Genomic DNA, 20,359 nt, shown 5'->3' with positions numbered 1-20,359 from the left:
CGTGGTAGACCACCACGTCGATAGGAGGCATGTGGACGCGCGGCAACGCGTGAAGCTGAGCCTTACTAATCGCTCGACCGGCTTGATCCTGCGCACGCAGCGCCGCGCGCAGCAGCAAGCCCGACCCAGACGATCCGCCGCAAGACAAACAGACTCCTCATCACTTTCACTCCCGCACCCGTGTGCGTCCCGGTGACCTGGTGGTCATGGCGAGGGCTCAAACACCCGATCCCATCCCGAACTCGGCCGTGAAATCCCTCAGCGCCAATGGTACTGCGTCTCAAGACGTGGGAGAGTAGGTCGCCGCCAGGTCACCAGGACGCACACAGCGCAAATCACCCTCTTCACCGTCCCCGTTCACCGGTTTATCGCGGGGTGGAGCAGCCCGGTAGCTCGTCAGGCTCATAACCTGAAGGTCAGAGGTTCAAATCCTCTCCCCGCAACCAAATTCAGAAGCCCGCCAGGCCAACGCCCGGCGGGCTTCGTCGTGTTCGCCGCCGCGGAATCAGTCCTCCGCCGGCGGGGGAGGGGCGGCCGGAGCGCGGCTCGCCGCCGCCAGGGCGAGCGCCACCAGGATCAGCACGGCGGCCGCCGCGAAGGTGGCCCGCATGCCGGCCACCACGGCGCCGGGAGGCGCCGCCGCGACGCCGTCCGCCCCGGACGCGACCGCGAACACCGTCCCCATGACGGACGCGCCGGTGATCAGCCCGAGATTGCGCGACAGGCTGAGCAGGCCGGACATGACGCCCCGTTCGTCCGGCCGGGCGCCGGTCATGACCGCGGTGTTGTTGGCGGCCTGGAAGAGCTGGTAGCCGGGCGTCAGCACGGCGATGGCGGCGACGTAGCCGGCCACGCCGAACCGTCCCGCAAGCAGGCAGAGGGCACAGCACCCGGCCGCCAGCCCGAGCAGGCCGACGACGACCGCGAAGGGCGCGCCCGAACGGTCCACCAGGCGGCCGGCCGGCACGCCGCTCAGCACGGAGATGACCGGGCCGGCGGACAGGACGAGCCCGACCAGCGCCTCGTCCAGCGCGAGCGCCCGCGAGAGATAGAAGGGGCCGACCACCAGCGTCGCCATCATCACCGTCGAGACCAGCGCGTTCATGGCGAAGGCGGCCCGCAGCGCGGGACTGCGGAGCACGGCGACCCGGACCAGCGGCGACGCCGCCCGCGCCTGCGCGAGGACGAAGAGACCGGCACCGCCCGCGGCGGCCAGCAGCAGGGCGGCGTTGACCGGTCCGAAACGGCCGTGCCCGACCGTCACGGCGAGCGCGTACGCCGCCAGCGTGAGCGCCAGCAGCAGCGTGCCCGCGGCGTCGAAGCCGGGCCGGTCCGCCGTCGGCACGTGGGGGTCGGCTGGCAGGAAGCGCCGCACGAGAAGCAAGGCCACGAGGCCCAGCGGCACGTTGACGAGGAAGAGCGCCGGCCAGCCGAAACCGGCGACCAGGACGCCGCCGAGCGACGGGCCGAGCGCGGTGCCGAGGGCGGACATGGTGCCGAGCAGCCCCATGGCGCTGCCGGTCCGCGCCTTCGGCACCGTCTCGCCGACGAACGCCATGGTGAGGGCCATCATGACCGCAGCACCCAGCCCCTGCGCCGCCCGGGCGGCGATCAGCGTCGGCAATGTCGGCGCCGCGCCGCACAGCAGCGAGGCCGCCGTGAACAGGGCGATCCCCGCCAGGAGAAGCCGGCGGCGCCCGATGACGTCGCCGAGCCGCCCGACGCCGACGATCAGGGTGGTGATCGCCAGGAGATAGGCGAGGACGATCCACTGGACCGCCTGGAAGGAGGCGGCGAACGCCTGCGCCAGCGTCGGCAGGCCGACGTTGGCGATGCTGGTGCCGAGCGACGACAGCAGCATGGACAGCGCGAGCCCGGCCAGCGGCCCCCGTATGGACGCGCTCCGTTCCACAGTTCCGGCGACGACCCCGTCGCGCTCCGACACCATCGGCTGCACCATGCCCTCCCTCGTTCGGCGACTCCACACCCGGAGCCGCCGCAAGCCTAGGCCGGTGCCCGGCATGGCGGAACGCGCACCGTCTGCACTTCATTCGTGCGTCCGACGCCACATCACGGCGGTGTCCGTGCTAGGATCGGCGCATGGCGAAGCCCGATCTCAACCTGCTGTTCACCCTCGACGCGCTGCTCGCCGAAGGCAGCGTGGCGGGCGCCGCCCGGCGGCTGCGGCTCAGCCCGTCGGCCATGAGCCGGGCGCTGGCCCGACTGCGCGAGACGACGGGCGACCCGCTGCTGGTCCGCGCCGGACGGGGGCTCGTCCCGACGCCCCGCGCGGTCGAACTCCGCGAGCGGGTCGGACGGCTGGTGGAGGAGGGGGAGGCGGCGCTGCGTCCCGCCGATACGCTCGACCTCGGCCGGCTCGTCCGCACGTTCACGGTGCGGGCCAGCGAGGGGTTCGTGGAGAGCTTCGGGCCGGACCTCATCGCCCGGGTCGGGGCGGACGCTCCCCGCGTGCGGCTGCGCTTCGTGCAGAAGCCGACCAAGGACAGCGCCCCCCTGCGCGACGGCACGGTCGATCTGGACATCGGCGTGGTCGGCGGGGCGACCGGCCCGGAGCTGCGCGTGCAGGCGCTGTTCCGGGACCGGTTCATCGGCGTCGTGCGGGTCGGGCATCCCCTGAGCCGGGGCGGGATGACGCCGTCCCGCTACGCCGGCGGCCGGCACATCCTGGTGTCACGGCGCGGGCTGGACAAGGGACCGATGGACGACGCGCTGGTGCCGCTCGGCCTCGAGCGGGAGATCGTCACGGTCGTCGGCGGCTTCGCGGCGGCGTTGGCCCTGGCCCGGGCCACCGACCTGGTCGCCACCGTCCCCGAGCGTTACACCGCCACCCTGCGCGCCGGACTGCACGGCTTCGCCCTGCCGGTGCCGGTGCCGGAGATCACGGTGTCGATGCTGTGGCACCCCCGGCTGGACGCCGACGCGGCGCACCGCTGGCTGCGCGGCCGCGTGCGCGAGGTCTGCGCCACGCCGGGCGGCGATCCCGCCACGGGCTGACAGCCCGACGCCGCGAGCCGGACGCCGCGACCGTGCGGCCCGGCGGCGATCACCCGCCGCCGGCGCCGTCGGCGGCGGTGCGGTCCTCGGCCAGGGCGCGGGCGGTGTCCAGCAGGTGGATGGCGCCGGTCAGGCGGCCGTGCGCCGCGCGCTGCTCGGCGTCGCCCGGCCGCAAGGTGCGGCGCAGATCCACCAGAAGCCGCATCAGCGAGCGGCCCGGCACCGTGTCCAGCGGCGCCGCCGGGACCGCCGCCACGCCGAAGCTCTTCCCGACCGCGTCGAGGCAGGCGAGCACGTAGTCGCGGTCGCCCGGGCCGAGGGGAAGCGGATGCTGAGGGGCGCGGCGGATCAGGCGCTCCTCGGACAGGTCGACAACCGATGCGGACATGGACACCTCGCGGACGGTCGGCGGCTTCGCAAAGCCTCTTCATTCGATCTGGGTGCACCGCCGCACGAATTCCAGACCGCCCGGCTCAGGCTTGCGCGAAGGCCCCGCCGGTCAGCAGCCGGTCTGCTGCGGCGTGCGCTCCACCTCCAGGCCGAAGGCGGGCCGCAGGCCGGTGCCCAGCCAGTTGCCGGCGAGCGCTGCGACGATCCACACCCAGCCGTGCAGGCTGCCCGAGGCGATGCCGCTGAAATAGGCGCCGATGTTGCAGCCGTAGGCGAGGCGGGCGCCGTAGCCCAGCAGGATGCCGCCGACCGCCGCCGCCACGAGCGAGCGCAGCGGCAGGCGCCACACCGGGGCGAACTTGCCGGCCAGGCCCGCCGCCAGCAGGGCGCCGAGGATGATGCCGATGTCCATCACCGAGGTGACGTCGGCCAGCACCGACTGCTGCAGCGCCTTCGCCGCGGCCGGTGCCTGCCAGAACGTCCACGACGCCACGTCGACGCCGAGCGCCGCCAGCGCCTTGCTGCCCCACAGCGCGAAGGCCGAGGTCACGCCCCAGGGCCGTCCCGCCAGGGCCAGCGTCGCCGCGTTGAGCAGCGCCAGCGCCACCGCGCCCCACAGCAGCGGCCACGGGCCGCGCAGCAGGCGCTCCAGGCCGGTCGACGCCGCCGCCGGCCGGGCCACCAGACGGCCGTGCCGGCGCCGCTCGAGCACCACGCTCGCCGCGGCGACGGCGGCGAACACCACGAGATTGACGGCCAGGGCCAGCGGCCAGCCCCAGGCCGAGACCAGCGACACCGGCGCCATCGCCGGCTGGGCCTGCCACCACGGCAGATGATAGGCGCCGAGCACCGAGCCGACGATGAAGAAGACCAGCGTGACCAGCATCCGCGTGCTGCCGCCGCCCACCGTGTAGAGCGTGCCCGAGGCGCAGCCGCCGCCGAGCTGCATGCCGACGCCGAACACGAAGGCGCCGGCCAGGACCGACACGCCGACGGGGGAGACGAACCCCGCCACCGGGGTGCCGAACAGCGAACCCGCGGCCAGCGCCGGAAAGAACAGGGCGCAGGCGACCGCCAGCATCAGCATCTGGGCGCGCAGCCCTTCGCCGCGGCGGTCGGCGATGAACACCCGGAACGCCGAGGTGAAGCCGAACAGGGCGTGGTAGAGCACCAGCCCGAGCGCGCCGCCGATCAGGTACAGGGCGGACTGGCGCCCCGACACCGCGTCGCCGATCCACACCGCGCCGCCGAGCAGCGCCAGGAGCGCCACGGCGACGACACGCCGGTCGAATCCCGACCGGACGGCTGCCGGGCCCGCCGCCCGGCCGAGGGTCACATCGACCACGAGCCAACCTCCATTCAACAGAATCTCGCGCGTAAATGCCGAGAAGCACCATGAGATGACGTAGATAAGGCCCGCAGCGCGTGCTGCCGATCTGTAAAATTGCATCCCTGGCATGCCGCGCGGTCCCGCACCGCAAGGCCGACCGGGTGCCCCGGCGGCGCGGGTCGGCCGCTCGGTACCGCATGGCGATGGCGATCGCCGCACCCTCGGCCGGCACGTCGCGGACGGCCGGGCACCGCTCCTCGTTGCGGAAGCTCGCACCCCGCGGCGCGCCCTCAGGGCGGCCAGGCCAAGCGCTGCGTGCCGCGGGCGATCAGGTGGGAGACCCGCGGCGGCTCCCCGCCCCGGTGGAAGGCGTTGGCGCGGTCGAGGACGTCGCGGTCGGCCACCGTCAGGCGCCGCTGGTGACGCAGATCGTCCAGCCAGGACGGCAGGATGAACGCTTCCACCCAGCGGCCGGGCTCGCCGGCGTCCTGGTAGAGCGTCCAGCGCACGGCGCCGTCGCGCCGGCGCAGCCGCCGCACCGGCCGCATGGCGCGCACGAAGGGCGCCGCCTGGGCCGGTTCGATGCGGTACTCCACGGTCACCGCCACCGCCCCGGTGCCGGGCTGCAGGCCGGGCGCCAGCGCCGGCGGCCGGGCGTCGGGCAGCGGCGACAGGTCCTTGTCGAGGTCGGTCGGCAGGCGCAGCAGCGGCGCCAGCGCCAGGCTGGCGAGCAGGACCAGGCCGGCGGCGCCCAGGGCGGCCGGCGTGCCGAACGCCTCGGCCATGTGCCCCCAGCCCCAGCTTCCCGTGGCGAGGCCGCCGAACAGCGCCATGAAGTAGATCGCCAGCGCCCGCGCCTTGACCCAGTTGGCGGCGGAGAGCTGCACCATGACGTTGAAGCTCGACAGGGTCGTCATCCAGGCGGCGCCGCCGACGCACAGGGCCGGCATGGCCGCCCACAGGGTCGGCGCGGCGGCCAGGGTCAGGCAGGGGACGGCGAAGGCGGCGGTGCCGCCGGCCACCAGCAGCTCGCCGCGCACCCGCCGGCGCAAGGTCCCGATCGACAGGGCGCCCGCGACGGCGCCGAGGCCGAGGCACCCCAGCAGCAGGCCGTAGACGGTCGGCCCGCCGCCCAGGTCGCCGCGGGCGTACAGCGGCAGCAGCGCCCACACCGCGCCGGCCCCGGCGGTGAAGACGAAGCAGCGGGCCATCGCCGCCAGGATCGGCGGGGAACCCCGCACGTACAGGACGCCGCCGCGCATGGCGCGCAGGATCGGCTCGCGCGGCAGGTCGCCGGTCGCCCGCGGCCGCCGCCACGCCAGCAGCACGCCGATGATGAACAGGTTGGAGACGGCGTTCAGCACGAACGCCGTCTGCACCCCGAAGGTCGCCACGACGATGCCGCCCAGCCCCGGCCCGACCGAGCGGGCGATGTTGAAGGCGATGCTGTTGAGGGCGATGGCGGCCGGCAGCTCGGCCCGCGGCACCAGCTCGCCGACGGTGGACTGGTAGGCCGGCTGGCGCAGCGCGGTGCCGGTGTCGAGCAGGAAGGTCAGCGCCAGCAGCAGCCACGGGGTGACCGCCTCCAGGCCCTGCATCGCCGCCAGGGTCAGGGCGCCGGCGAGGACGATGCTCTGGCCGGTCAGGAACACCAGGCGGCGGTCCCACAGGTCGGCCAGCGTGCCGCCCAGCAGCGAGAACAGCAGGACCGGCAGGGCGGTGGCCGACTGCACCAGCGCCACCATGTCGGCGCTGGTGGCGATGCTGGTCATCAGCCAGGCCGCCCCCACCGACTGCATCCACACCCCCAGGTTCGACACCAGGGTCGCCATCCAGATCGCCCGGTACATGGGATAGCGGAACGGCGAGAGCGAACCGGGGAGCCGCGGCCGCAGCGGCCCCCCCTGGGCTTGGCTGGTGTCCTCGATGGCGGGCATGGCGGCGGCGGGGTCCTTCGGGCGACGGGAGACGGTCAGCCGGCGATGCCGCGCGGCCGGACGAAGATGGTGGCGATCTCCGGGTGAGTCTGCTTGACGCAGCGCTCGATGGCGAGGACGGCGCTCTCGACCGCCGTCACCGAAAGGGTGTCGGCGAAATCGACGTCCAGCGCCACCACAACCTGCCGCGGCGCCAGGTGGACGGACAGCAGCGCCTCGACCCGGCGGACCCCGGGCAGCGCCTGCGCCGTCTCCTTGATGGCGCGCAGCAGGCCGGGATCGGCGGCCTCGCCGATCAGCAGGCCCTTGCTTTCGCGGGCGAGGAACAGGGCGGTGGTGGCCAGCACCGCGGCGATGGCGAGCGACGCCACGCCGTCGAGCACGGGAAGATCGAGGAACTCGGCCGCCGCGGTCGCCGCCAGGGCGATGAACAGGCCGATCAGCGCGGCGCTGTCCTCGAACAGCACCATGAAGGTGGTGGGATCCTTGCTGCGGCGCACCGCCTCGACGTAGCCGAGGTCGCCCTTGGTGGCGCGGAACTCCTTCACGGCGATCCGCCAGGAGAAACCCTCGAAGAGGACGGAGAACCCCAGCACCGCGTAGTTGACGGCCACGTTGTCGATCGGCTCGGGCGCGAGCACGCGGCGGACGCCCTCGTAGGCCGACACGCCGGCGCCCAGCGCGAAGATCAGCAGCGAGACGATGAAGCTCCAGAAATAGAGCTCGCGGCCGTGGCCCAGCGGGTGGGCGGCGTCGGGCGGACGCGCCGCCCGGCGCAGGCCGTAGAGCAGCAGCACCTCGTTCGCCGTGTCGACCACGGAGTGGACGCCCTCGCTCAGCATCGCCGAGCTGCCGGTGACCGCCGCCGCGGCGAACTTGGTCACGGCGATCAGCAGATTGCCGATCAGCGCGGCGTAGATGACCCTGAGGGAGCCCTTGGTGGCGGCCATGCGTCTGTCCCGGTCCTGTCCCAGCCCGACGCAGGCACAACACCGCCGACGCGCCGCCGTCACCGCCATGCCGTTTTGCCGTGTCGGGCGTTATGTCCTGCGAAGGCCCGCCACGAGAAGGAACGGGAGGTCCCGATGTCGCCGATTCCCCGCGACGGCAGCCTCGACAGCACGCTGGCGCTGCTGAGCGAAGGCTACACGTTCGTGATGAACCGCTGCCGCCGCTACGGCTCGGATGCGTTCGAGACCCGCCTCATGCTCCGCCCGGTGGTCTGCGCCATGGGCGAGGACGCCGCCCGCATGTTCTACGAGCCCGGCCGCTTCACCCGCAAGGGGTCGATGCCGACCACCACCCTGCTGTCGCTGCAGGACCGCGGCAGCGTGCAGACCCTCGACGGCGAGGCCCACCGGGTGCGCAAGCGCCTCTTCCTGGAGCTGATGACGCCCGACGCGCTGGAGCGCCTGTGCGCGCTCGCCGCCGAGGAGTGGACGGCGGCGGCCCGCCGCTGGCAGGGGAGCGACCGCGTCGTCCTGCTGGCGGAGCTGCGCGCCATCCTGTGCCGGGCGGCGTGCCGCTGGGTCGGCGTGCCGCTGGACGGCGAGGAGGCGGTGCGGCGCACGGAGGAGTTCGCCGCCATGATCGACGGCGCCGGGGCGGTCGGGCCGCGCAACTGGCGGGGCCTGCTGCTGCGCCGGCGCAGCGAGCGGTGGCTGCGCGCCGTCGTCGAGGCGGTGCGGGCCGGCGCCCGCGCGGCGCCGGAGGGCAGCCCGCTGCAGGCCGTGGTCCGGCACCGCGACGCGGACGGCGCGCCGCTCGACACCGACGTGGCGGTGGTGGAGCTGCTCAACCTGCTGCGCCCGATCGTCGCCGTCTCGCAGTTCATGGTGTTCGCCGCCCTGGCCCTGCACGAGCATCCCGAAAGCCGGGCGGCGCTGGAGCACGGCGGCGACGAGGAACTGGAGCGCTTCGTCCAGGAGGTGCGCCGGTTCTACCCGTTCTTCCCGGTGATCGGCGGCCGCGTGCGGCAGCCGTTCGACTGGCGCGGCCGGCACTTCGCCGAGGGCGCCTGGGTGCTGCTCGACCTCTACGGCACCAACCACGACGTCCGCATCTGGGAGGACCCCGGCGCCTTCCGGCCGGAGCGGTTCCGCGGGCGGGAGATCGGCGCCTTCGCCCTGGTGCCCCAGGGCGGCGGCGGCTTCGAGGCCGGCCACCGCTGTCCCGGCGAATGGATCACCATCGCCGTCATGAAGACGCTGGTGGGCCTGCTCGTCGGCGGCATCCGCTACACGGTGCCGGCGCAGGATCTGAGCGTCGACCTCGCGCGGATGCCGGCGGTCCCGGCGAGCGGCTTCGTCATCGCCGCCGTTCAGGCCACGCCGGCCTCGTCGTAGACGCGCGCCGCCGCGGCGTGCAGCGCGACCGGGCTGTCGGCCGGCGGCCGCAGGGCGGCGGCGGTGAGGTCGCCGAGCACCGGGTGCGCCCGGCGCAGCGTATCGAGGTCGCCGAGCACGGTGCGCACCACCAGCGCCGCCAGGTCGTCGGGGAAGTCGGCGGTGCAGGCCAGCTCGACCCGGGCGCCGACGGTCGCCAGCTCGGGGCTGCCCGTGCCGTAGGTGCCCGCCGGGATGGCCGCCTGCCGGAAGCCCCGCTCGCGGCCGAAGGCGGCGCGGTCGGCGTCGGTCAGGGGCAGCGGGTGGAGGCCGCACCGCGTCATGGCGTCGGCGACGGCGGCGACGGGGTGGCCGATCATCAGCGGCACGGCGTCGAGCTGGCCGGCGCACAGCGCCGCGAGCGAGGAGCGGACGGTGCCGCTGTCGATGGCGGCGAACCGCTCGGGCGCCCAGCCGCGCGCCGTCATCAGCGCGGTCATCGCCGTGCGGTGGCCGGAGCCCACCGGCCCCAGCGCCACCCGGCGCCCCGGCAGCTCGTCCAGCGAGGCGATCTGCGGGCCGGCGAGAAGGATCAGGCTCTCCACGTGCAGCGCCGCCAGGAGGCGCAGGCGCGGCCGCTCGGCCGGCGCCACCGCCCACACGTCGTTGCCCTGGACCAGCCCGAGATGCACGGCGCCGGTGAGGAGCGCGCGCAGGTTGGCCGAGGATCCCGGCATGCTCTGCGGCAGGCAGCGCACGCCGTGGCGCCGGTGGTCGCGGTTGACCAGCAGGGCGACGGCGTTGCCGACCTGGAAGTACACGCCCTCGGTTTCGGCGGTGCCGAAGATCAGCATGCGGCCGCTTTCCGGCAGGCAGCCGCCGAGCGCCGCCCCGCCGAGCGCCGCCCCGCCGCGCAGCACGGCACGGCGCGTCAATCCTTCATGGCGAGGCTGACCGTGCATAGGTCTCCCTCCTGCAGAGAGCGGACGTCGTCGGCGGCGCGGCACAGCAGGTAGCGCGCCAGTTCGAGGGTCCCGTTCGGGCTCTCGAGAATCTCCTCCTGGCTCGGCCGGTTGCTGCGCGGCTCCAGCAGGGTCCCGGTGTAGCGGATGCTGACGACGAAGCTGAACTCGTCGAACCGGGTGCCGATGGCGATCAGGCCGTGCGGCACCTTCACCTCGGGGAAATGGCGGCCGAGGTGCACCGTGTCGTAGACCAGATCGTTGGCGATCAGGCTTTCGACCACCTCGCTCGCGGCGATGGTGGCCCGTGTCACCACCTCCGGCCGGGCCCCCCAGGCGGCGCCCTGCTGCGCCATGAAGGCGCTCACCGCCGTCATGTCGGCGTGGGCGGTGTCGACCAGCAGCCGGTCCTTGCGCCAGATGCCGATGCGGAAGACGAGGTTGAGCAGCACCGCCAGGCTGACCGCCAGGGCCATGGGCGAACTGACCCAGGGCGCCAGCCAGTGGGGCACGTCGTCGAACGCTTCGGGAAAGAGGTTGCGGGCCAGCCCGAAGGCGAGGCCGATGCCGAGGACGAAGGCCTTGCGCGAATCGAGGAGCCGGGAGGCGATCATCTGGATGCCGTTGACCACCAGCAGGCAGCCGCTGAACAGCAGCGCGGCGCCCACCACCGGCACCGGCATGGCGAGCAGGACCGCCGTGACCTTGGGCAGGAAGGCCAGGGCGACGAGCAGGCCGCCGATGGCGAAGCCGATCACCCGGCTCGCCGCCCCGGTCGCCGCCGACAGGCCGACGGCGCTGGAGGTCGACGACTGGCCCATGCCGCCGATCAGGGAGGCGATCACGTTGGTCAGGCCTTCCGACAGCACGCCGCGGCCGATCGAGGCGAGATCGGGACGCTTCCACTCCGTGTCGTTGACCTTCTGCGCCGCGGTGACGGCGCCGACCGTGTTGAGCGTCATCGCCAGCGCGGCGATGGCGTAGGGAACGACGAGCGCGGGATCGAAGGCGAGCCCCATGCTGCCCACCGGCGGCACGTGGAAGGTCGGCGCGTCGGTGATCCTGGACAGATCGTCCGGTCCGAGCATGCCCATCAGGATCGCCACCGCGTAGCCCACCACCACGCCGATGAGCGAGCAGTAGAGGCGGAGCGGGGCGGCGCCCCAGACGCTGAGCGACACCATGGTCGTCAGCGCCACGGCGGCCACGAACAGCCCGGGGCCCCGCGCCGCCGGCGCGACGTCGATCCCGAGAACGTTGCGCGTGCCCAGGATCATGACGGATATCCCGACCATCAGCACGACGAAGCCGGCGATCTCCGGCGGCAGCAAGGGCCGGATGCGGTGGACGATCCGCGACAGCAGGGCGACGAGCACGCCGGCGAACGCCGTCATCCCCAGCGCCAGCGGCAGCCCGCCCTGCGGCAGCGCCACCAGGGACGGCGGCAGCAGGATCGTCGTGGTCGTCGTCGGGATGAGGAAGCCCGAGCCGATGCCGCCGCGCCGCAGCGACTGCAGGATGGAGCCGACGCCCCCCGCCACCATGGTCAGCGATACGAACCCGCCGGCGACGTCGGCCGGCAGATGGGCGGCCCGCGCCAGGGTCACGGCGACGATGAGGAAGATGGCGACGAGCGCCAGGTGCTGGACCGCCATGGCCAGGGTCACCAGCGGCGGCGGACGGTCGTCGACACCGTAGATCAGCGTCTGGGGCTTTGCCGCCATGGACTCCCGGCTCGTGCATGCGCGGACCCGCCTTGGGGCGGCCCGGAGCTTAGGCTATACATGACGTCCAGGCGTTCGTCCACGGGGCGAGCCGCCGGCAGCCAATTCCCGGGGTACCGCCGATGAACCTCTTCACCCGCATCTGGATCATGACCTCGGCCGCCATCGCCCTCACGGTGCTGACCGCGGTGGCGGTCTACGAGGTGATCATCGGCCAGGCGCTCGCCGACCACGGCCGGGCCGACATGATGGCCTATGCCCGGCTGATCGCCCATTCCGTCGCCAGCCGCGAGGCGGAGACGGAGACCGCGCTGCAGCGCCTGCTGGCCTCGGGACCGCTGATCGCGGTGACGATGTTCGACCGCGACCTGTCCGTGATCGCCACCGCCGTGGTTCCCGGCCTCGTCGACCACGATCCGGCGGAGCACCTCGACCGGGACGTGCTGCGGCAGGCGCTGGAGGGCGGGGTGGGAGCGGCGCGGCGGGTGGCGAACACCCTCTACGTCGCCACGCCGGTGTTCGGTCCGCAGGGCGGGCTGGAGGGGGTGCTGGCCATCGCCGTGCCGACCGAACTGCACGCCGTTCCCCCCACCGAGCGCCTGATGTTCGCCGGCGGCGTGGCGATCGGCGTGCTGGCGATGGGGATGATCCCGGCGACCGCCCTGGCGCGGCGCGTCAGCCGGCCCGTCGACACGCTGGTGCGGGTGTCGGAGACGGTGCGCGAGGGCGTCGTCGACGTCGACGCCCTGTCGCCGCTGGCGCACCGGCGCGACGAGTTCGGCCGCCTCGCCCGCGGCGTGCTGCTGCTGGCCCGCACCCTCAAGCTGACGGCCGAGCGGATGGACGGCATGGTCGAGGAGCGCGCCCGGGAGCTGGCGAAGGGCGGTCCCGGGTGACGCCTCATTCCGCGTCGGGCTGGCGCTCCGGGGCGGCCGCGGCGAAGGCGTCGAGGGCGCGCGCGGCGTCGGTGACGCGGCGGATGGTGGGGTAGGGGGCGAGGTCGACGGCGAAGCGCTCGGCGTTGTAGACCTGCGGCACCAGCGCCACGTCGGCCAGGGTCGGGGTGTCGCCGTGGCACAGGCGGCCGGTGCGCGGATCGCCGGCGAGCATCGCCTCGATGGCCCGGAAGCCGTCGGCGACCCAGTGGCGGTACCAGTCGTTGCGCGCCGCCTCGTCGAGGCCGAGCCGGTCGCGCAGATGGTTCAGCACCCGCAGGTTGTTCAGCGGATGGATGTCGCAGGCCACCGCCAGGGCGAGGGCGCGCACCCGGGCGCGGTCGGCGGGATCGACCGGCAGAAGCGGCGGATGGGGGTGGCGCTCGTCCAGGTATTCGACGATGGCGAGCGACTGGGTGAGGACGGTTCCCTCGTCCTCCAGGGCCGGCACCAGCCGCTGCGGGTTGAGCGCGGCGTAGGCCGGGGCGGTCTGCTCGCCGCGGCGCAGGTGGACGGCGACGAGGTCCGCCGTCAGGCCCTTGAGGTTGAGGGCGATGCGCACGCGGTAGGCGGCGGAGGAGCGGAAATACCCGTACAGCTTCATGGCGGCCGACTCCCAGGGGTGCCACCGATCCTAGCGGCCGCCGCCGCGCGGTCAAGGGAGAGCGGTCAGCCGACCTCGCGCTGGAGGGCGGCGCGGGCCTCGGCGTCGAGCACCGGCAGCCCGTCGCGCGCGCCGACGATCAGGGCGCCGCTGCCCGACAGCGTGCGCACGGCGAAGCCGGTGACCGCCGGCGGTTCCGCCCCGGCGAACACCGCGGCCCGCTCCTCGTAGAGCGGCGCGAAGGTGCAGCCGCGCAGGACGGCGCGCAGCATCAGCCGCTCGTCGGCGCGCGCGCCGGCGCCGTCGTCGGGCGCGGCGAAGACCAGGCTCTCGACCTCCGGATCGGTGACCATGCCGCGTTCCAGCAGCACGTTGATCATGGCGGTCGAGGTGGTCACCGGAGCGGCCCGGCCGCGCCAGAAGAAGCGGCCGTCGTCCCAGCCGACGTCGGCGGTGCGGAACACCATGTGCGGTTCCGCGCCGCCGCTCGGTCCGCTCACCAGACAGTTCATCCGCAGCAGGCCGTTCCAGGTGCCGGCCGGCACCAGGATGCACGAGACGCCGTTGCGGCTGATCCGCAGATAGGTGTCGTTGATGCCCGAGGGCTCGAATTCGAACAGCATGGCTTGTCTGCCTTCGCCGCGACCTGGGAAGAGGAGTCCGAACGCACGTGAACAGGTGTGGCGCGCGGCGCCGCCCGCAATCCGGCCAAGCGGATGATCCTGTTCGAGGGATGCCGCCTTCCAATGGGTCGGCGGGGACCACATGTCATATCGGCGCAGCGGGGCCGGGCTGCAACCGGCCCCGGGCGGCGGGGACGCGAAGGAGGAGGGATGGACGCTTCCCGGGACGGCCGTCGGGGCCGGACGGAGCGGGTGCGGCGCTGGGCCTATCTCGGCCTCGGCTACGCGGCGGTGGCGCTGGGCACGGTCGGAGTCTTCCTGCCGGTGCTGCCGACCACGCCCTTCCTGCTGGTCGCCGCCTGGGCCTTCGCCAAGGCGAGCCCGGCGCTGGAGCGCTGGCTCTACGAGCATCCGCGGTTCGGGCCGTTCCTCAGGGAGTGGCGCGACCGCCGGGCCATCCCGCTGCGCGGCAAGCTGGCGGCGCTGGGCGGCATGGGCGGCAGCTGGGCCCTGATCTATCACACCGCCGAAGGGCCGACGGTCCCCCTGGCGGCGGGAGCGGTCATGCTGGCGGTCGCCGTCTACGTCGCCACCCGGCCGCTGCCGGCGGCGGAACGCTGAGGGCGCGGCGCCTTCAGCGCGCCGTCCAGCCGCCGTCGACCGGCAGCGCCGTGCCGGTGATCGACGCCGCCGCCTCGGAGGCGAGGAAGGCGACGGCCGCCGCCACCTCCTCGACGCCGACGGGACGGCGGGTCGGCTGGTTGGCGAGGAACACCGTCTTGACCACCTCGTCGGCCGCCAGCCCGGTGACCTGCGCCTGGGCGGCGACCTGGCGCTCGATGATCGGCGTCATCACCAGGCCGGGACAGACGGCGTTGCAGGTGATGCCCAGCTCCGCCACCTCCAGCGCCGTCGCCCTGGTCAGCCCGACGAGGCCGTGCTTGGCGGCGACGTAGGCCGGCTTGTGCGGCGCCCCGACCAGGCCGAGGGCCGAGGCGACGTTGACGATGCGCCCGCGGCGGCGCGCCATCATCTCCGGCAGCACCGCCTTGGTGGCGTGGAAGGCGGCCGAGAGGTTGACCGCCAGCACCTCGTCCCACCGGTCGTCGGGGAACAGGTGCAGGGCCGCCACATGCTGGATGCCGGCGTTGTTGACCAGCACGTCGACGCCGCCGTAGGCCTCCTCGGCCGCCCGCACCAGGGCGCGCACCGCCGCCGGGTCGCGCAGGTCGGCGCCGTGGTGGGCGACCCGCACGCCGTGCGCGGCGGCGAGGGCGGCGCACTGCCGCTCCACCGCGTCCGCCTCGCCCAGCCCGCTCAGCATCAGGTCGCGGCCCTGGGCCGCCAGGGCGGCGGCGATGGCGGCGCCGATGCCGCCGGTGGCTCCGGTGACCAGGGCGGCCCGGGCGGCGGCCCGGGCGGCGGCTGGGGAGGAGGCGGGGGGCGGGGTCATGGTGTCCTCACCGGATGCGAATCACCGGATGCGCCTGGCCGCGAAGCGGCGGCTTGGCGCCACCAGCTCGTCCTGGGCGGCGATGAGCTGGAGCTCGCGCTCGCCCGAGCGCTGGGTCGCCTCGAACACGGCGTAGATGGCCGCGGTGGCCGACGCCAGCGCCTGCGCCGGGTCGCCGGTCCGCAGCATGTGGGCGAGGAACAGCGCCGCCGTGGCGTCGCCGGCGCCGTTGGGCGGCGGGTCCAGCGGCAGCCGCGGCGTCGCCACCGCCCACGCGCCGTCGGCGCCGTCGACCAGCATCTCGATGCGGTCGGCGTCGCCGTCGCCGCGGGTCAGGCTGGTCACCAGGACCAGCCGCGGGCCCCGCGCGCGCAGCGCCGCGGTGGCCGCCAGCGCGTCCTCCAGGGTGGCGACCGTGCGGTCGGCGAGGAACTCCAGCTCGAACTGGTTGGGGGTGACGATGTCGGCGGCCGGCACCGCGTGGGCCTTGATGAAGTCGGGCAGGCCGGGGCGGACGAAGAAGCCGCGGCCGACGTCGCCCATGACGGGATCGCAGCAGTAGAGGGCCTGCGGGTTGGCCGCCTTCACCCGCGCCGCCGTCTCGACGATCACCTGGCCCAGCGCCGCCTCGCCCATGTAGCCGGACAGCACGGCGTCGCAGCGGTCGATCCCGCCGCGCGCCGCCACGCCGTCGAGCACGTCGGCGATGTGCTCGGCGCTGAAGACCTGGCCGGTCCAGGCGCCGTAGCCCGTGTGGTTGGAGAACTGGACCGTGTTGACCGCGGTGACGTCGAAGCCGAGGCGCTGCAGCGGGAACACCGCGGCGCGGTTGCCGACGTAGCCGTAGGCGACGTGGGACTGGATGGAGATGACGCTCTTCATGGCAGGGGATGCTAGGGGATCGCGCGGGGGCCGTCCAGACGGCAGCGGCGGCGGCCGCCCGGTCTGCGGCGAATTTCCCGGCGCGACGCCGTGGACAGGCCGGGCGGCGGGGGGTAAGCAGGACCGGACCCCGCCACCGCTCCCGGAGATCCGCCATGGCCGCCACCGTCCGCCCGCGCCGCAGCGTGCTCTACATGCCGGGGTCGAACGCCCGCGCCCTCGAGAAGGGGCGCTCGCTTCCCGCCGACGGCCTGATCCTCGACCTGGAGGACGCCGTCGCCCCCGACGCCAAGGCCGCCGCCCGCGCCACCATCCGCGAGGCGCTCGCCGCCGGCGGCTACGGCGGGCGCGAGCTGGTGGTGCGCGTCAACGCCCTCAACGGCCCGTGGGGCTACGAGGACCTCGCCATGGCGGCGGCCAGCGGGGCGGACGCCGTGCTGCTGCCCAAGGTGGAGAGCGCCGACGCGGTGCGCCAGGCCGAGGCGGTGCTGCGCGCCGTCGGCGCGCCGGAGCGGCAGCGCCTGTGGTGCATGATGGAGACGCCGCTGGGCATGCTGAACGCCAAGGAGATCGCCGGCGCGTCGCCGCGTCTGGGGGCGCTGGTGATGGGCACGTCCGACCTCGCCAAGGACCTGCACGCCGCCCACACCCGCGACCGGCTGCCGCTGCTCACGGCGCTCGGCCTGTGCCTGCTGGCGGCGCGCGCCCACGGCCTGGCGATCCTCGACGGCGTCCATCTCGACCTCGCCGACGACGAGGGCTTCGCCCACGCCTGCCGCCAGGGGCGCGAGCTGGGCTTCGACGGCAAGACCCTGATCCATCCCAAGACCATCGCCGCCTGCAACGCGGCCTTCGCGCCGGACGCCGACGAGGTGGCGGCCTGCCGCCGCCTCATCGCGGCCCACGCGGCCGCCCTGGCCGAGGGCAGGGGCGTCGTCGTCGTCGACGGCAAGCTGGTCGAGATCCTGCACGTCGAGAACGCCCGCCGCCTCGTCGCCCTCGCCGAGGCCATCGCCGGCCTGGAGAACGGCTGACATCGGCGTAGAATTCCTGTTGACGCTCCCGCAGCATCCACGAACGGCCCGCACATCCATGACCGACCGCCTGTCCATCGCCCTCGCCCAGGTCAACCCGACCGTCGGCAACATCCCGGCCAACATCGACCGCATCCGCACCGTACGGGCCGAGGCCGCGGCGCGCGGCGCCGACCTCGTGGTGTTCCCCGAGCTGGTGGTCTGCGGCTACCCGCCGGAGGACCTGGTGCTCAAGCCCTTCTTCCTCGACGCGGTGGAGGCGGCGGTGAGGGGGCTGGCGCCGGAGACCGCCGACGGCGGGCCGGCGCTGCTGGTCGGCGCGCCGTGGCGCCAGGACGGCCGGGTCTACAACGCGGCCCTGCTGCTGGACGGCGGCGAGGTGGCGGCGGTGCGCTTCAAGCACGACCTGCCCAACTACGGCGTCTTCGACGAGAAGCGCGTGTTCGCCGCCGGCCCGCTGCCGGGGCCGATGAACGTGCGCGGCGTGCGGCTCGGCGTCATGGTGTGCGAGGACATGTGGACCGCCGACGCCGCCGAGACGCTGGCCGAGACCGGGGCGGAGATCCTGGTCGTGCCCAACGGCAGCCCCTACGAGACCGACAAGCACGAGCGCCGCCTGAACCTCGCCGTCGCCCGCGTCACCGAGACCGGCCTGCCGCTCGTCTACGTCAACCAGGTCGGCGGCCAGGACGAGCTGGTGTTCGACGGCTGCTCCTTCGCGCTCGGCGCCGACCGGTCGCTGCGCGCCCAGTCGCCGGGCTTCGCCGAGCATCTCCAGGTGACCCGCTGGGAGCGCGGCGCCGACGAGGTCTGGCGGTGCGCCGAAGGCGAGGTCGAGCCGCCGCCCGAGGGCGAGGAGGGGATCTACCGGGCGCTCGTGCTGGGCCTGCGCGACTACGTCAACAAGAACCGCTTCCCCGGCGTGCTGCTGGGCCTGTCCGGCGGCGTCGATTCGGCGCTGTCGGCGGCGGTCGCCGTCGACGCCCTGGGGCCCGACCGGGTCCACTGCGTGATGATGCCGTCGCCCTACACCTCCAAGGAGAGCCTCGACGACGCCGCGGAATGCGCCGAGCTGCTGGGCTGCCGCCTCGACACCGTGTCGATCCAGCCGGCCATGGAGGCGTTCGAGGGCATGCTGGCGCCCGCCTTCGCCGGCCGCGACCCCGACATCACCGAGGAGAACATCCAGTCGCGCTCGCGCGGCATCACCCTGATGGCGCTGTCCAACAAGTTCGGCGCCATGGTGCTGTCGACCGGCAACAAGTCGGAGGTGTCGGTGGGCTACGCCACCCTGTACGGCGACATGTGCGGCGGCTTCAACGTGCTGAAGGACGTCTACAAGACCACGGTGTACGCGCTGTCGCGCTGGCGCAACGCGCACCTGCCCGACGACGTGCGGGGGCCGGCCGGCCGCGTCGTGCCGGAGCGCATCCTCACCAAGGCGCCGACCGCCGAGCTGAAGCCCAACCAGACCGACCAGGACACCCTGCCGCCCTACGACGCCCTCGACGACATCCTGCAATGCCTGGTGGAGCTCGACCTCGGCATCCCCGAGATCGTCGCCCGCGGCCACGCGCCGGAGACGGTGAACAAGGTGTGGCGCATGCTGCACCTGTCCGAATACAAGCGCCGCCAGGCCGCGCCCGGCGTGAAGATCACCCGCCGCATCTTCAACCGCGACCGCCGCTATCCCATCACCAACGGCTTCACCAGCGTGGTGTGACGGTCGGCCGGGGGGAGGAGGGGTGCGCGGGCGGGCGGCCGACCTGATGCCGGCCCTCCTTCTACGGACGATGCCGCCCTGTCCCGTCGCGGCGGAATTAGCCGCTCGTTAACCCCGTCCGCGGTTGCATGGGGTCATACGGTCGACGATGCCCGAGAACGCGACAGGACCACGGTGAACGGCAAGGCGACATCGCCGCGGCCCCGGCCGCCGGCCACGCAGGCGCAGGCCCGCGGCGCCCCGCTGGCGCCCCCGACGGCGCCGGCGCCGGTGTGCGCGCCGTCGTCCGGCCCCGGCGAGGGGGTCGACGCCGGCGACATGGACTACCTGTTCGCCGACGGCCGCGCCGATGCCGCCCATGAACTCGGCGACGCCCTGGCGCAGAGCCGGCTGGCCGGCCTGGGCCACGACAGCGTGCGCGCCATGCTTGCCCGCAAGCTGTGCCGGCTGCTGCCCGACCTGCCGCCGGACGGGCGCGAGACGGTGACCGGCGTCGCCTTCCGCGCGCTGGAGCGGCTCGCCAACGACCACGTCACCCAGGTCCGCGCCGCGCTGGCGACCGCCATCAAGGACGTGGCCTGCGCGCCGCCGGCGGTCGCCCGGCGGCTCGCCCACGACGTCGAGCGCTGCGTCGCCGAGCCGATCCTGCACCGCTGCGCCACCCTGACCGACGACGACCTGCTGGCGGTGATCGCCAGCCAGCCGGCGGCCTGGCGGCTCGCCGCCATCGCCGGACGGCGCACCGTCAGCGGACCGGTGTCGGAGGCCATCGCCGCCACCGGGGACGGGGCCGCCGCCGGCGTCCTGCTCGACAACGACGGCGCGATCATCCCCGAGCCGGCGCTGGAACGGCTGGTCGAAGCCTCGGCGGAGCAGCGGTTCCTCCAGGCGGGGCTGGCCCGGCGCGCCGCCCTGCCGCGGCGGCTGGCGCTGCGGCTGGCCGGCTTCGTCGACCGGTCGGTGCTCGACCTGCTGCGGCGGCGGCCCGACTTCGACGATGCCACCGTCGCCGAGATCGCCGCCACGGTGCGGCGCCGCGTCGACTGGGTCGCCGTCCGCGACCCCGCGGAGGACGAGGCGGCGCGCGCCGCCCGCCTGCTGCGCGGCGGCGCGCTCGACGAGACGGCCATCGGCGACGCCCTGTCGTGGAACGAGGTGCCCTTCGTGCGCGCCGCCCTGGCCCTGCGCGCGGCGGTCGCCCCGGACGTCGTCGACGGCATCCTCGCTTCGGGCGACGCACGGGCGGTGACGGCGCTGGTGTGGCGGGCCGGCTTCGGCATGCGCTGCGCCATGCAGATCCAGGCGCGCGCCGCCGGCCTGTCGCCGCGGGACATGCTGAACGCCCGCGGCGGCACCGATTTCCCGCTCACCCCGGCGGAGATGGCGCGCCACCTCGCGCGCTTCGGGGTGAGGGGAGGCTGAG

18 protein-coding genes, 1 tRNA gene and 2 rRNA genes are annotated in these 20,359 nt (G+C 74.2%); 10 read left to right on the top strand and 11 right to left on the bottom strand.

The genetic code is table 11. The features are described 5' to 3' along the window. The 3 genes from ACSBPG_RS14960 to ACSBPG_RS14950 all read left to right on the top strand — a co-directional run. Window positions 1–90 (top strand): 23S ribosomal RNA (locus ACSBPG_RS14960); the annotation flags it as partial. A 106-nt stretch (window positions 91–196) separates the two neighbouring features. After that, window positions 197–312, top strand: a 5S ribosomal RNA gene (rrf, locus tag ACSBPG_RS14955). Window positions 313–369: 57 nt separating this feature from the next. Further along, window positions 370–446, top strand: a tRNA-Met gene (locus tag ACSBPG_RS14950). 59 nt (window positions 447–505) lie between these two features. Here the strand turns inward: ACSBPG_RS14950 and ACSBPG_RS14945 are convergent. Continuing rightward, complete coding sequence (locus ACSBPG_RS14945) at window positions 506–1,960, bottom strand: MFS transporter (protein WP_435537976.1); 1,455 nt, start codon at window positions 1,958–1,960, stop codon at window positions 506–508. A 140-nt stretch (window positions 1,961–2,100) separates the two neighbouring features. On the opposite strand from ACSBPG_RS14945, the gene ACSBPG_RS14940 reads away from it, so the two are divergent. Further along, entirely contained in the window at window positions 2,101–3,015 is a 915-nt protein-coding gene (locus ACSBPG_RS14940; RefSeq protein WP_435537975.1) for a LysR family transcriptional regulator, read from the top strand. A gap of 49 nt (window positions 3,016–3,064) precedes the next feature. On the opposite strand, the gene ACSBPG_RS14935 is transcribed toward ACSBPG_RS14940, so the two are convergent. From ACSBPG_RS14935 to ACSBPG_RS14920, 4 genes are all read right to left on the bottom strand, one after another. Then, window positions 3,065–3,403 carry a hypothetical protein gene (locus ACSBPG_RS14935; protein WP_435537974.1) on the bottom strand — a complete coding sequence of 113 codons (339 nt, stop codon included), beginning with the start codon at window positions 3,401–3,403 and terminating at the stop codon, window positions 3,065–3,067. Between the two features lie 111 nt (window positions 3,404–3,514). Beyond that, window positions 3,515–4,750, bottom strand: a complete 1,236-nt coding sequence (locus ACSBPG_RS14930; protein ID WP_435537973.1) for a YeeE/YedE family protein — start codon at window positions 4,748–4,750, stop codon at window positions 3,515–3,517. A gap of 275 nt (window positions 4,751–5,025) precedes the next feature. Next, the gene (locus tag ACSBPG_RS14925; RefSeq protein ID WP_435537972.1) at window positions 5,026–6,672 is read right to left on the bottom strand and encodes an MFS transporter; all 1,647 of its coding nucleotides are present in this window, start codon (window positions 6,670–6,672) and stop codon (window positions 5,026–5,028) included. A 35-nt stretch (window positions 6,673–6,707) separates the two neighbouring features. Further along, window positions 6,708–7,622, bottom strand: coding sequence for a cation diffusion facilitator family transporter (locus tag ACSBPG_RS14920; RefSeq protein WP_435537971.1), 915 nt, complete (start codon window positions 7,620–7,622; stop codon window positions 6,708–6,710). A gap of 135 nt (window positions 7,623–7,757) precedes the next feature. Between ACSBPG_RS14920 and ACSBPG_RS14915 the strand changes: the two genes are divergently transcribed. Continuing rightward, window positions 7,758–9,017 carry a cytochrome P450 gene (locus ACSBPG_RS14915; RefSeq protein ID WP_435537970.1) on the top strand — a complete coding sequence of 420 codons (1,260 nt, stop codon included), beginning with the start codon at window positions 7,758–7,760 and terminating at the stop codon, window positions 9,015–9,017. Here the strand turns inward: ACSBPG_RS14915 and ACSBPG_RS14910 are convergent. Then, window positions 8,993–9,958, bottom strand: a complete 966-nt coding sequence (locus tag ACSBPG_RS14910; RefSeq protein WP_435537969.1) for a TAXI family TRAP transporter solute-binding subunit — start codon at window positions 9,956–9,958, stop codon at window positions 8,993–8,995. The genes ACSBPG_RS14915 and ACSBPG_RS14910 overlap by 25 nt on opposite strands. Next, complete coding sequence (locus ACSBPG_RS14905; protein ID WP_435537968.1) at window positions 9,928–11,682, bottom strand: uracil-xanthine permease family protein; 1,755 nt, start codon at window positions 11,680–11,682, stop codon at window positions 9,928–9,930. Before ACSBPG_RS14905 ends, ACSBPG_RS14910 begins: the two co-directional genes overlap by 31 nt. Window positions 11,683–11,804: 122 nt before the next feature. Between ACSBPG_RS14905 and ACSBPG_RS14900 the strand changes: the two genes are divergently transcribed. Then, the gene (locus ACSBPG_RS14900; protein WP_435537967.1) at window positions 11,805–12,578 is read left to right on the top strand and encodes a HAMP domain-containing protein; all 774 of its coding nucleotides are present in this window, start codon (window positions 11,805–11,807) and stop codon (window positions 12,576–12,578) included. A 4-nt stretch (window positions 12,579–12,582) separates the two neighbouring features. Here the strand turns inward: ACSBPG_RS14900 and maiA are convergent, their stop codons facing one another. Next, window positions 12,583–13,221, bottom strand: a complete 639-nt coding sequence (gene maiA, locus ACSBPG_RS14895) for a maleylacetoacetate isomerase (protein ID WP_435537966.1) — start codon at window positions 13,219–13,221, stop codon at window positions 12,583–12,585. A gap of 65 nt (window positions 13,222–13,286) precedes the next feature. After that, the gene (locus tag ACSBPG_RS14890) at window positions 13,287–13,844 is read right to left on the bottom strand and encodes a hypothetical protein (protein ID WP_435537965.1); all 558 of its coding nucleotides are present in this window, start codon (window positions 13,842–13,844) and stop codon (window positions 13,287–13,289) included. 210 nt (window positions 13,845–14,054) lie between these two features. On the opposite strand from ACSBPG_RS14890, the gene ACSBPG_RS14885 reads away from it, so the two are divergent. Beyond that, window positions 14,055–14,465: a YbaN family protein gene (locus tag ACSBPG_RS14885; protein ID WP_435537964.1), complete on the top strand. Its 411-nt coding sequence runs from the start codon at window positions 14,055–14,057 to the stop codon at window positions 14,463–14,465. 13 nt (window positions 14,466–14,478) lie between these two features. Here ACSBPG_RS14885 and ACSBPG_RS14880 read toward each other — a convergent pair whose 3' ends face one another. Together ACSBPG_RS14880 and pdxY are read right to left on the bottom strand one after the other, a co-directional pair. Then, window positions 14,479–15,297, bottom strand: coding sequence for a 3-hydroxybutyrate dehydrogenase (locus ACSBPG_RS14880; protein WP_435537963.1), 819 nt, complete (start codon window positions 15,295–15,297; stop codon window positions 14,479–14,481). Between the two features lie 21 nt (window positions 15,298–15,318). Next, window positions 15,319–16,179, bottom strand: coding sequence for a pyridoxal kinase PdxY (gene pdxY, locus ACSBPG_RS14875; RefSeq protein WP_435537962.1), 861 nt, complete (start codon window positions 16,177–16,179; stop codon window positions 15,319–15,321). Window positions 16,180–16,334: 155 nt separating this feature from the next. On the opposite strand from pdxY, the gene ACSBPG_RS14870 reads away from it, so the two are divergent. The 3 genes from ACSBPG_RS14870 to ACSBPG_RS14860 all read left to right on the top strand — a co-directional run bounded on the left by ACSBPG_RS14870 (window position 16,335) and on the right by ACSBPG_RS14860 (window position 20,358). Then, window positions 16,335–17,213: an HpcH/HpaI aldolase/citrate lyase family protein gene (locus ACSBPG_RS14870; protein WP_435537961.1), complete on the top strand. Its 879-nt coding sequence runs from the start codon at window positions 16,335–16,337 to the stop codon at window positions 17,211–17,213. Window positions 17,214–17,271: 58 nt separating this feature from the next. Further along, window positions 17,272–18,936 carry an NAD+ synthase gene (locus ACSBPG_RS14865; protein ID WP_435537960.1) on the top strand — a complete coding sequence of 555 codons (1,665 nt, stop codon included), beginning with the start codon at window positions 17,272–17,274 and terminating at the stop codon, window positions 18,934–18,936. A gap of 174 nt (window positions 18,937–19,110) precedes the next feature. Continuing rightward, window positions 19,111–20,358: a DUF2336 domain-containing protein gene (locus ACSBPG_RS14860; RefSeq protein WP_435537959.1), complete on the top strand. Its 1,248-nt coding sequence runs from the start codon at window positions 19,111–19,113 to the stop codon at window positions 20,356–20,358. Window position 20,359: the final 1 nt, after the last annotated feature.

Origin of the sequence: Azospirillum sp. ST 5-10, from assembly GCF_051225715.1 — a bacterium.
Taxonomy (GTDB): domain Bacteria; phylum Pseudomonadota; class Alphaproteobacteria; order Azospirillales; family Azospirillaceae; genus Azospirillum.
This window is presented reverse-complemented; position numbering and strand designations above follow the sequence as displayed.

Coding starts and splice junctions, on each gene's coding strand:
- maiA (WP_435537966.1), bottom strand. CDS start 13,221: ATGAAGCTGTACGGGTATTTCCGCTCCTCCGCCGCCTACCGCGTGCGC.
- ACSBPG_RS14910 (WP_435537969.1), bottom strand. CDS start 9,958: ATGCACGGTCAGCCTCGCCATGAAGGATTGACGCGCCGTGCCGTGCTG.
- ACSBPG_RS14935 (WP_435537974.1), bottom strand. CDS start 3,403: ATGTCCGCATCGGTTGTCGACCTGTCCGAGGAGCGCCTGATCCGCCGC.
- ACSBPG_RS14940 (WP_435537975.1), top strand. CDS start 2,101: ATGGCGAAGCCCGATCTCAACCTGCTGTTCACCCTCGACGCGCTGCTC.
- ACSBPG_RS14920 (WP_435537971.1), bottom strand. CDS start 7,622: ATGGCCGCCACCAAGGGCTCCCTCAGGGTCATCTACGCCGCGCTGATC.
- ACSBPG_RS14885 (WP_435537964.1), top strand. CDS start 14,055: ATGGACGCTTCCCGGGACGGCCGTCGGGGCCGGACGGAGCGGGTGCGG.
- ACSBPG_RS14880 (WP_435537963.1), bottom strand. CDS start 15,297: ATGACCCCGCCCCCCGCCTCCTCCCCAGCCGCCGCCCGGGCCGCCGCC.
- ACSBPG_RS14925 (WP_435537972.1), bottom strand. CDS start 6,672: ATGCCCGCCATCGAGGACACCAGCCAAGCCCAGGGGGGGCCGCTGCGG.
- ACSBPG_RS14945 (WP_435537976.1), bottom strand. CDS start 1,960: ATGGTGCAGCCGATGGTGTCGGAGCGCGACGGGGTCGTCGCCGGAACT.
- ACSBPG_RS14890 (WP_435537965.1), bottom strand. CDS start 13,844: ATGCTGTTCGAATTCGAGCCCTCGGGCATCAACGACACCTATCTGCGG.
- ACSBPG_RS14865 (WP_435537960.1), top strand. CDS start 17,272: ATGACCGACCGCCTGTCCATCGCCCTCGCCCAGGTCAACCCGACCGTC.
- ACSBPG_RS14900 (WP_435537967.1), top strand. CDS start 11,805: ATGAACCTCTTCACCCGCATCTGGATCATGACCTCGGCCGCCATCGCC.
- pdxY (WP_435537962.1), bottom strand. CDS start 16,179: ATGAAGAGCGTCATCTCCATCCAGTCCCACGTCGCCTACGGCTACGTC.
- ACSBPG_RS14870 (WP_435537961.1), top strand. CDS start 16,335: ATGGCCGCCACCGTCCGCCCGCGCCGCAGCGTGCTCTACATGCCGGGG.
- ACSBPG_RS14905 (WP_435537968.1), bottom strand. CDS start 11,682: ATGGCGGCAAAGCCCCAGACGCTGATCTACGGTGTCGACGACCGTCCG.
- ACSBPG_RS14915 (WP_435537970.1), top strand. CDS start 7,758: ATGTCGCCGATTCCCCGCGACGGCAGCCTCGACAGCACGCTGGCGCTG.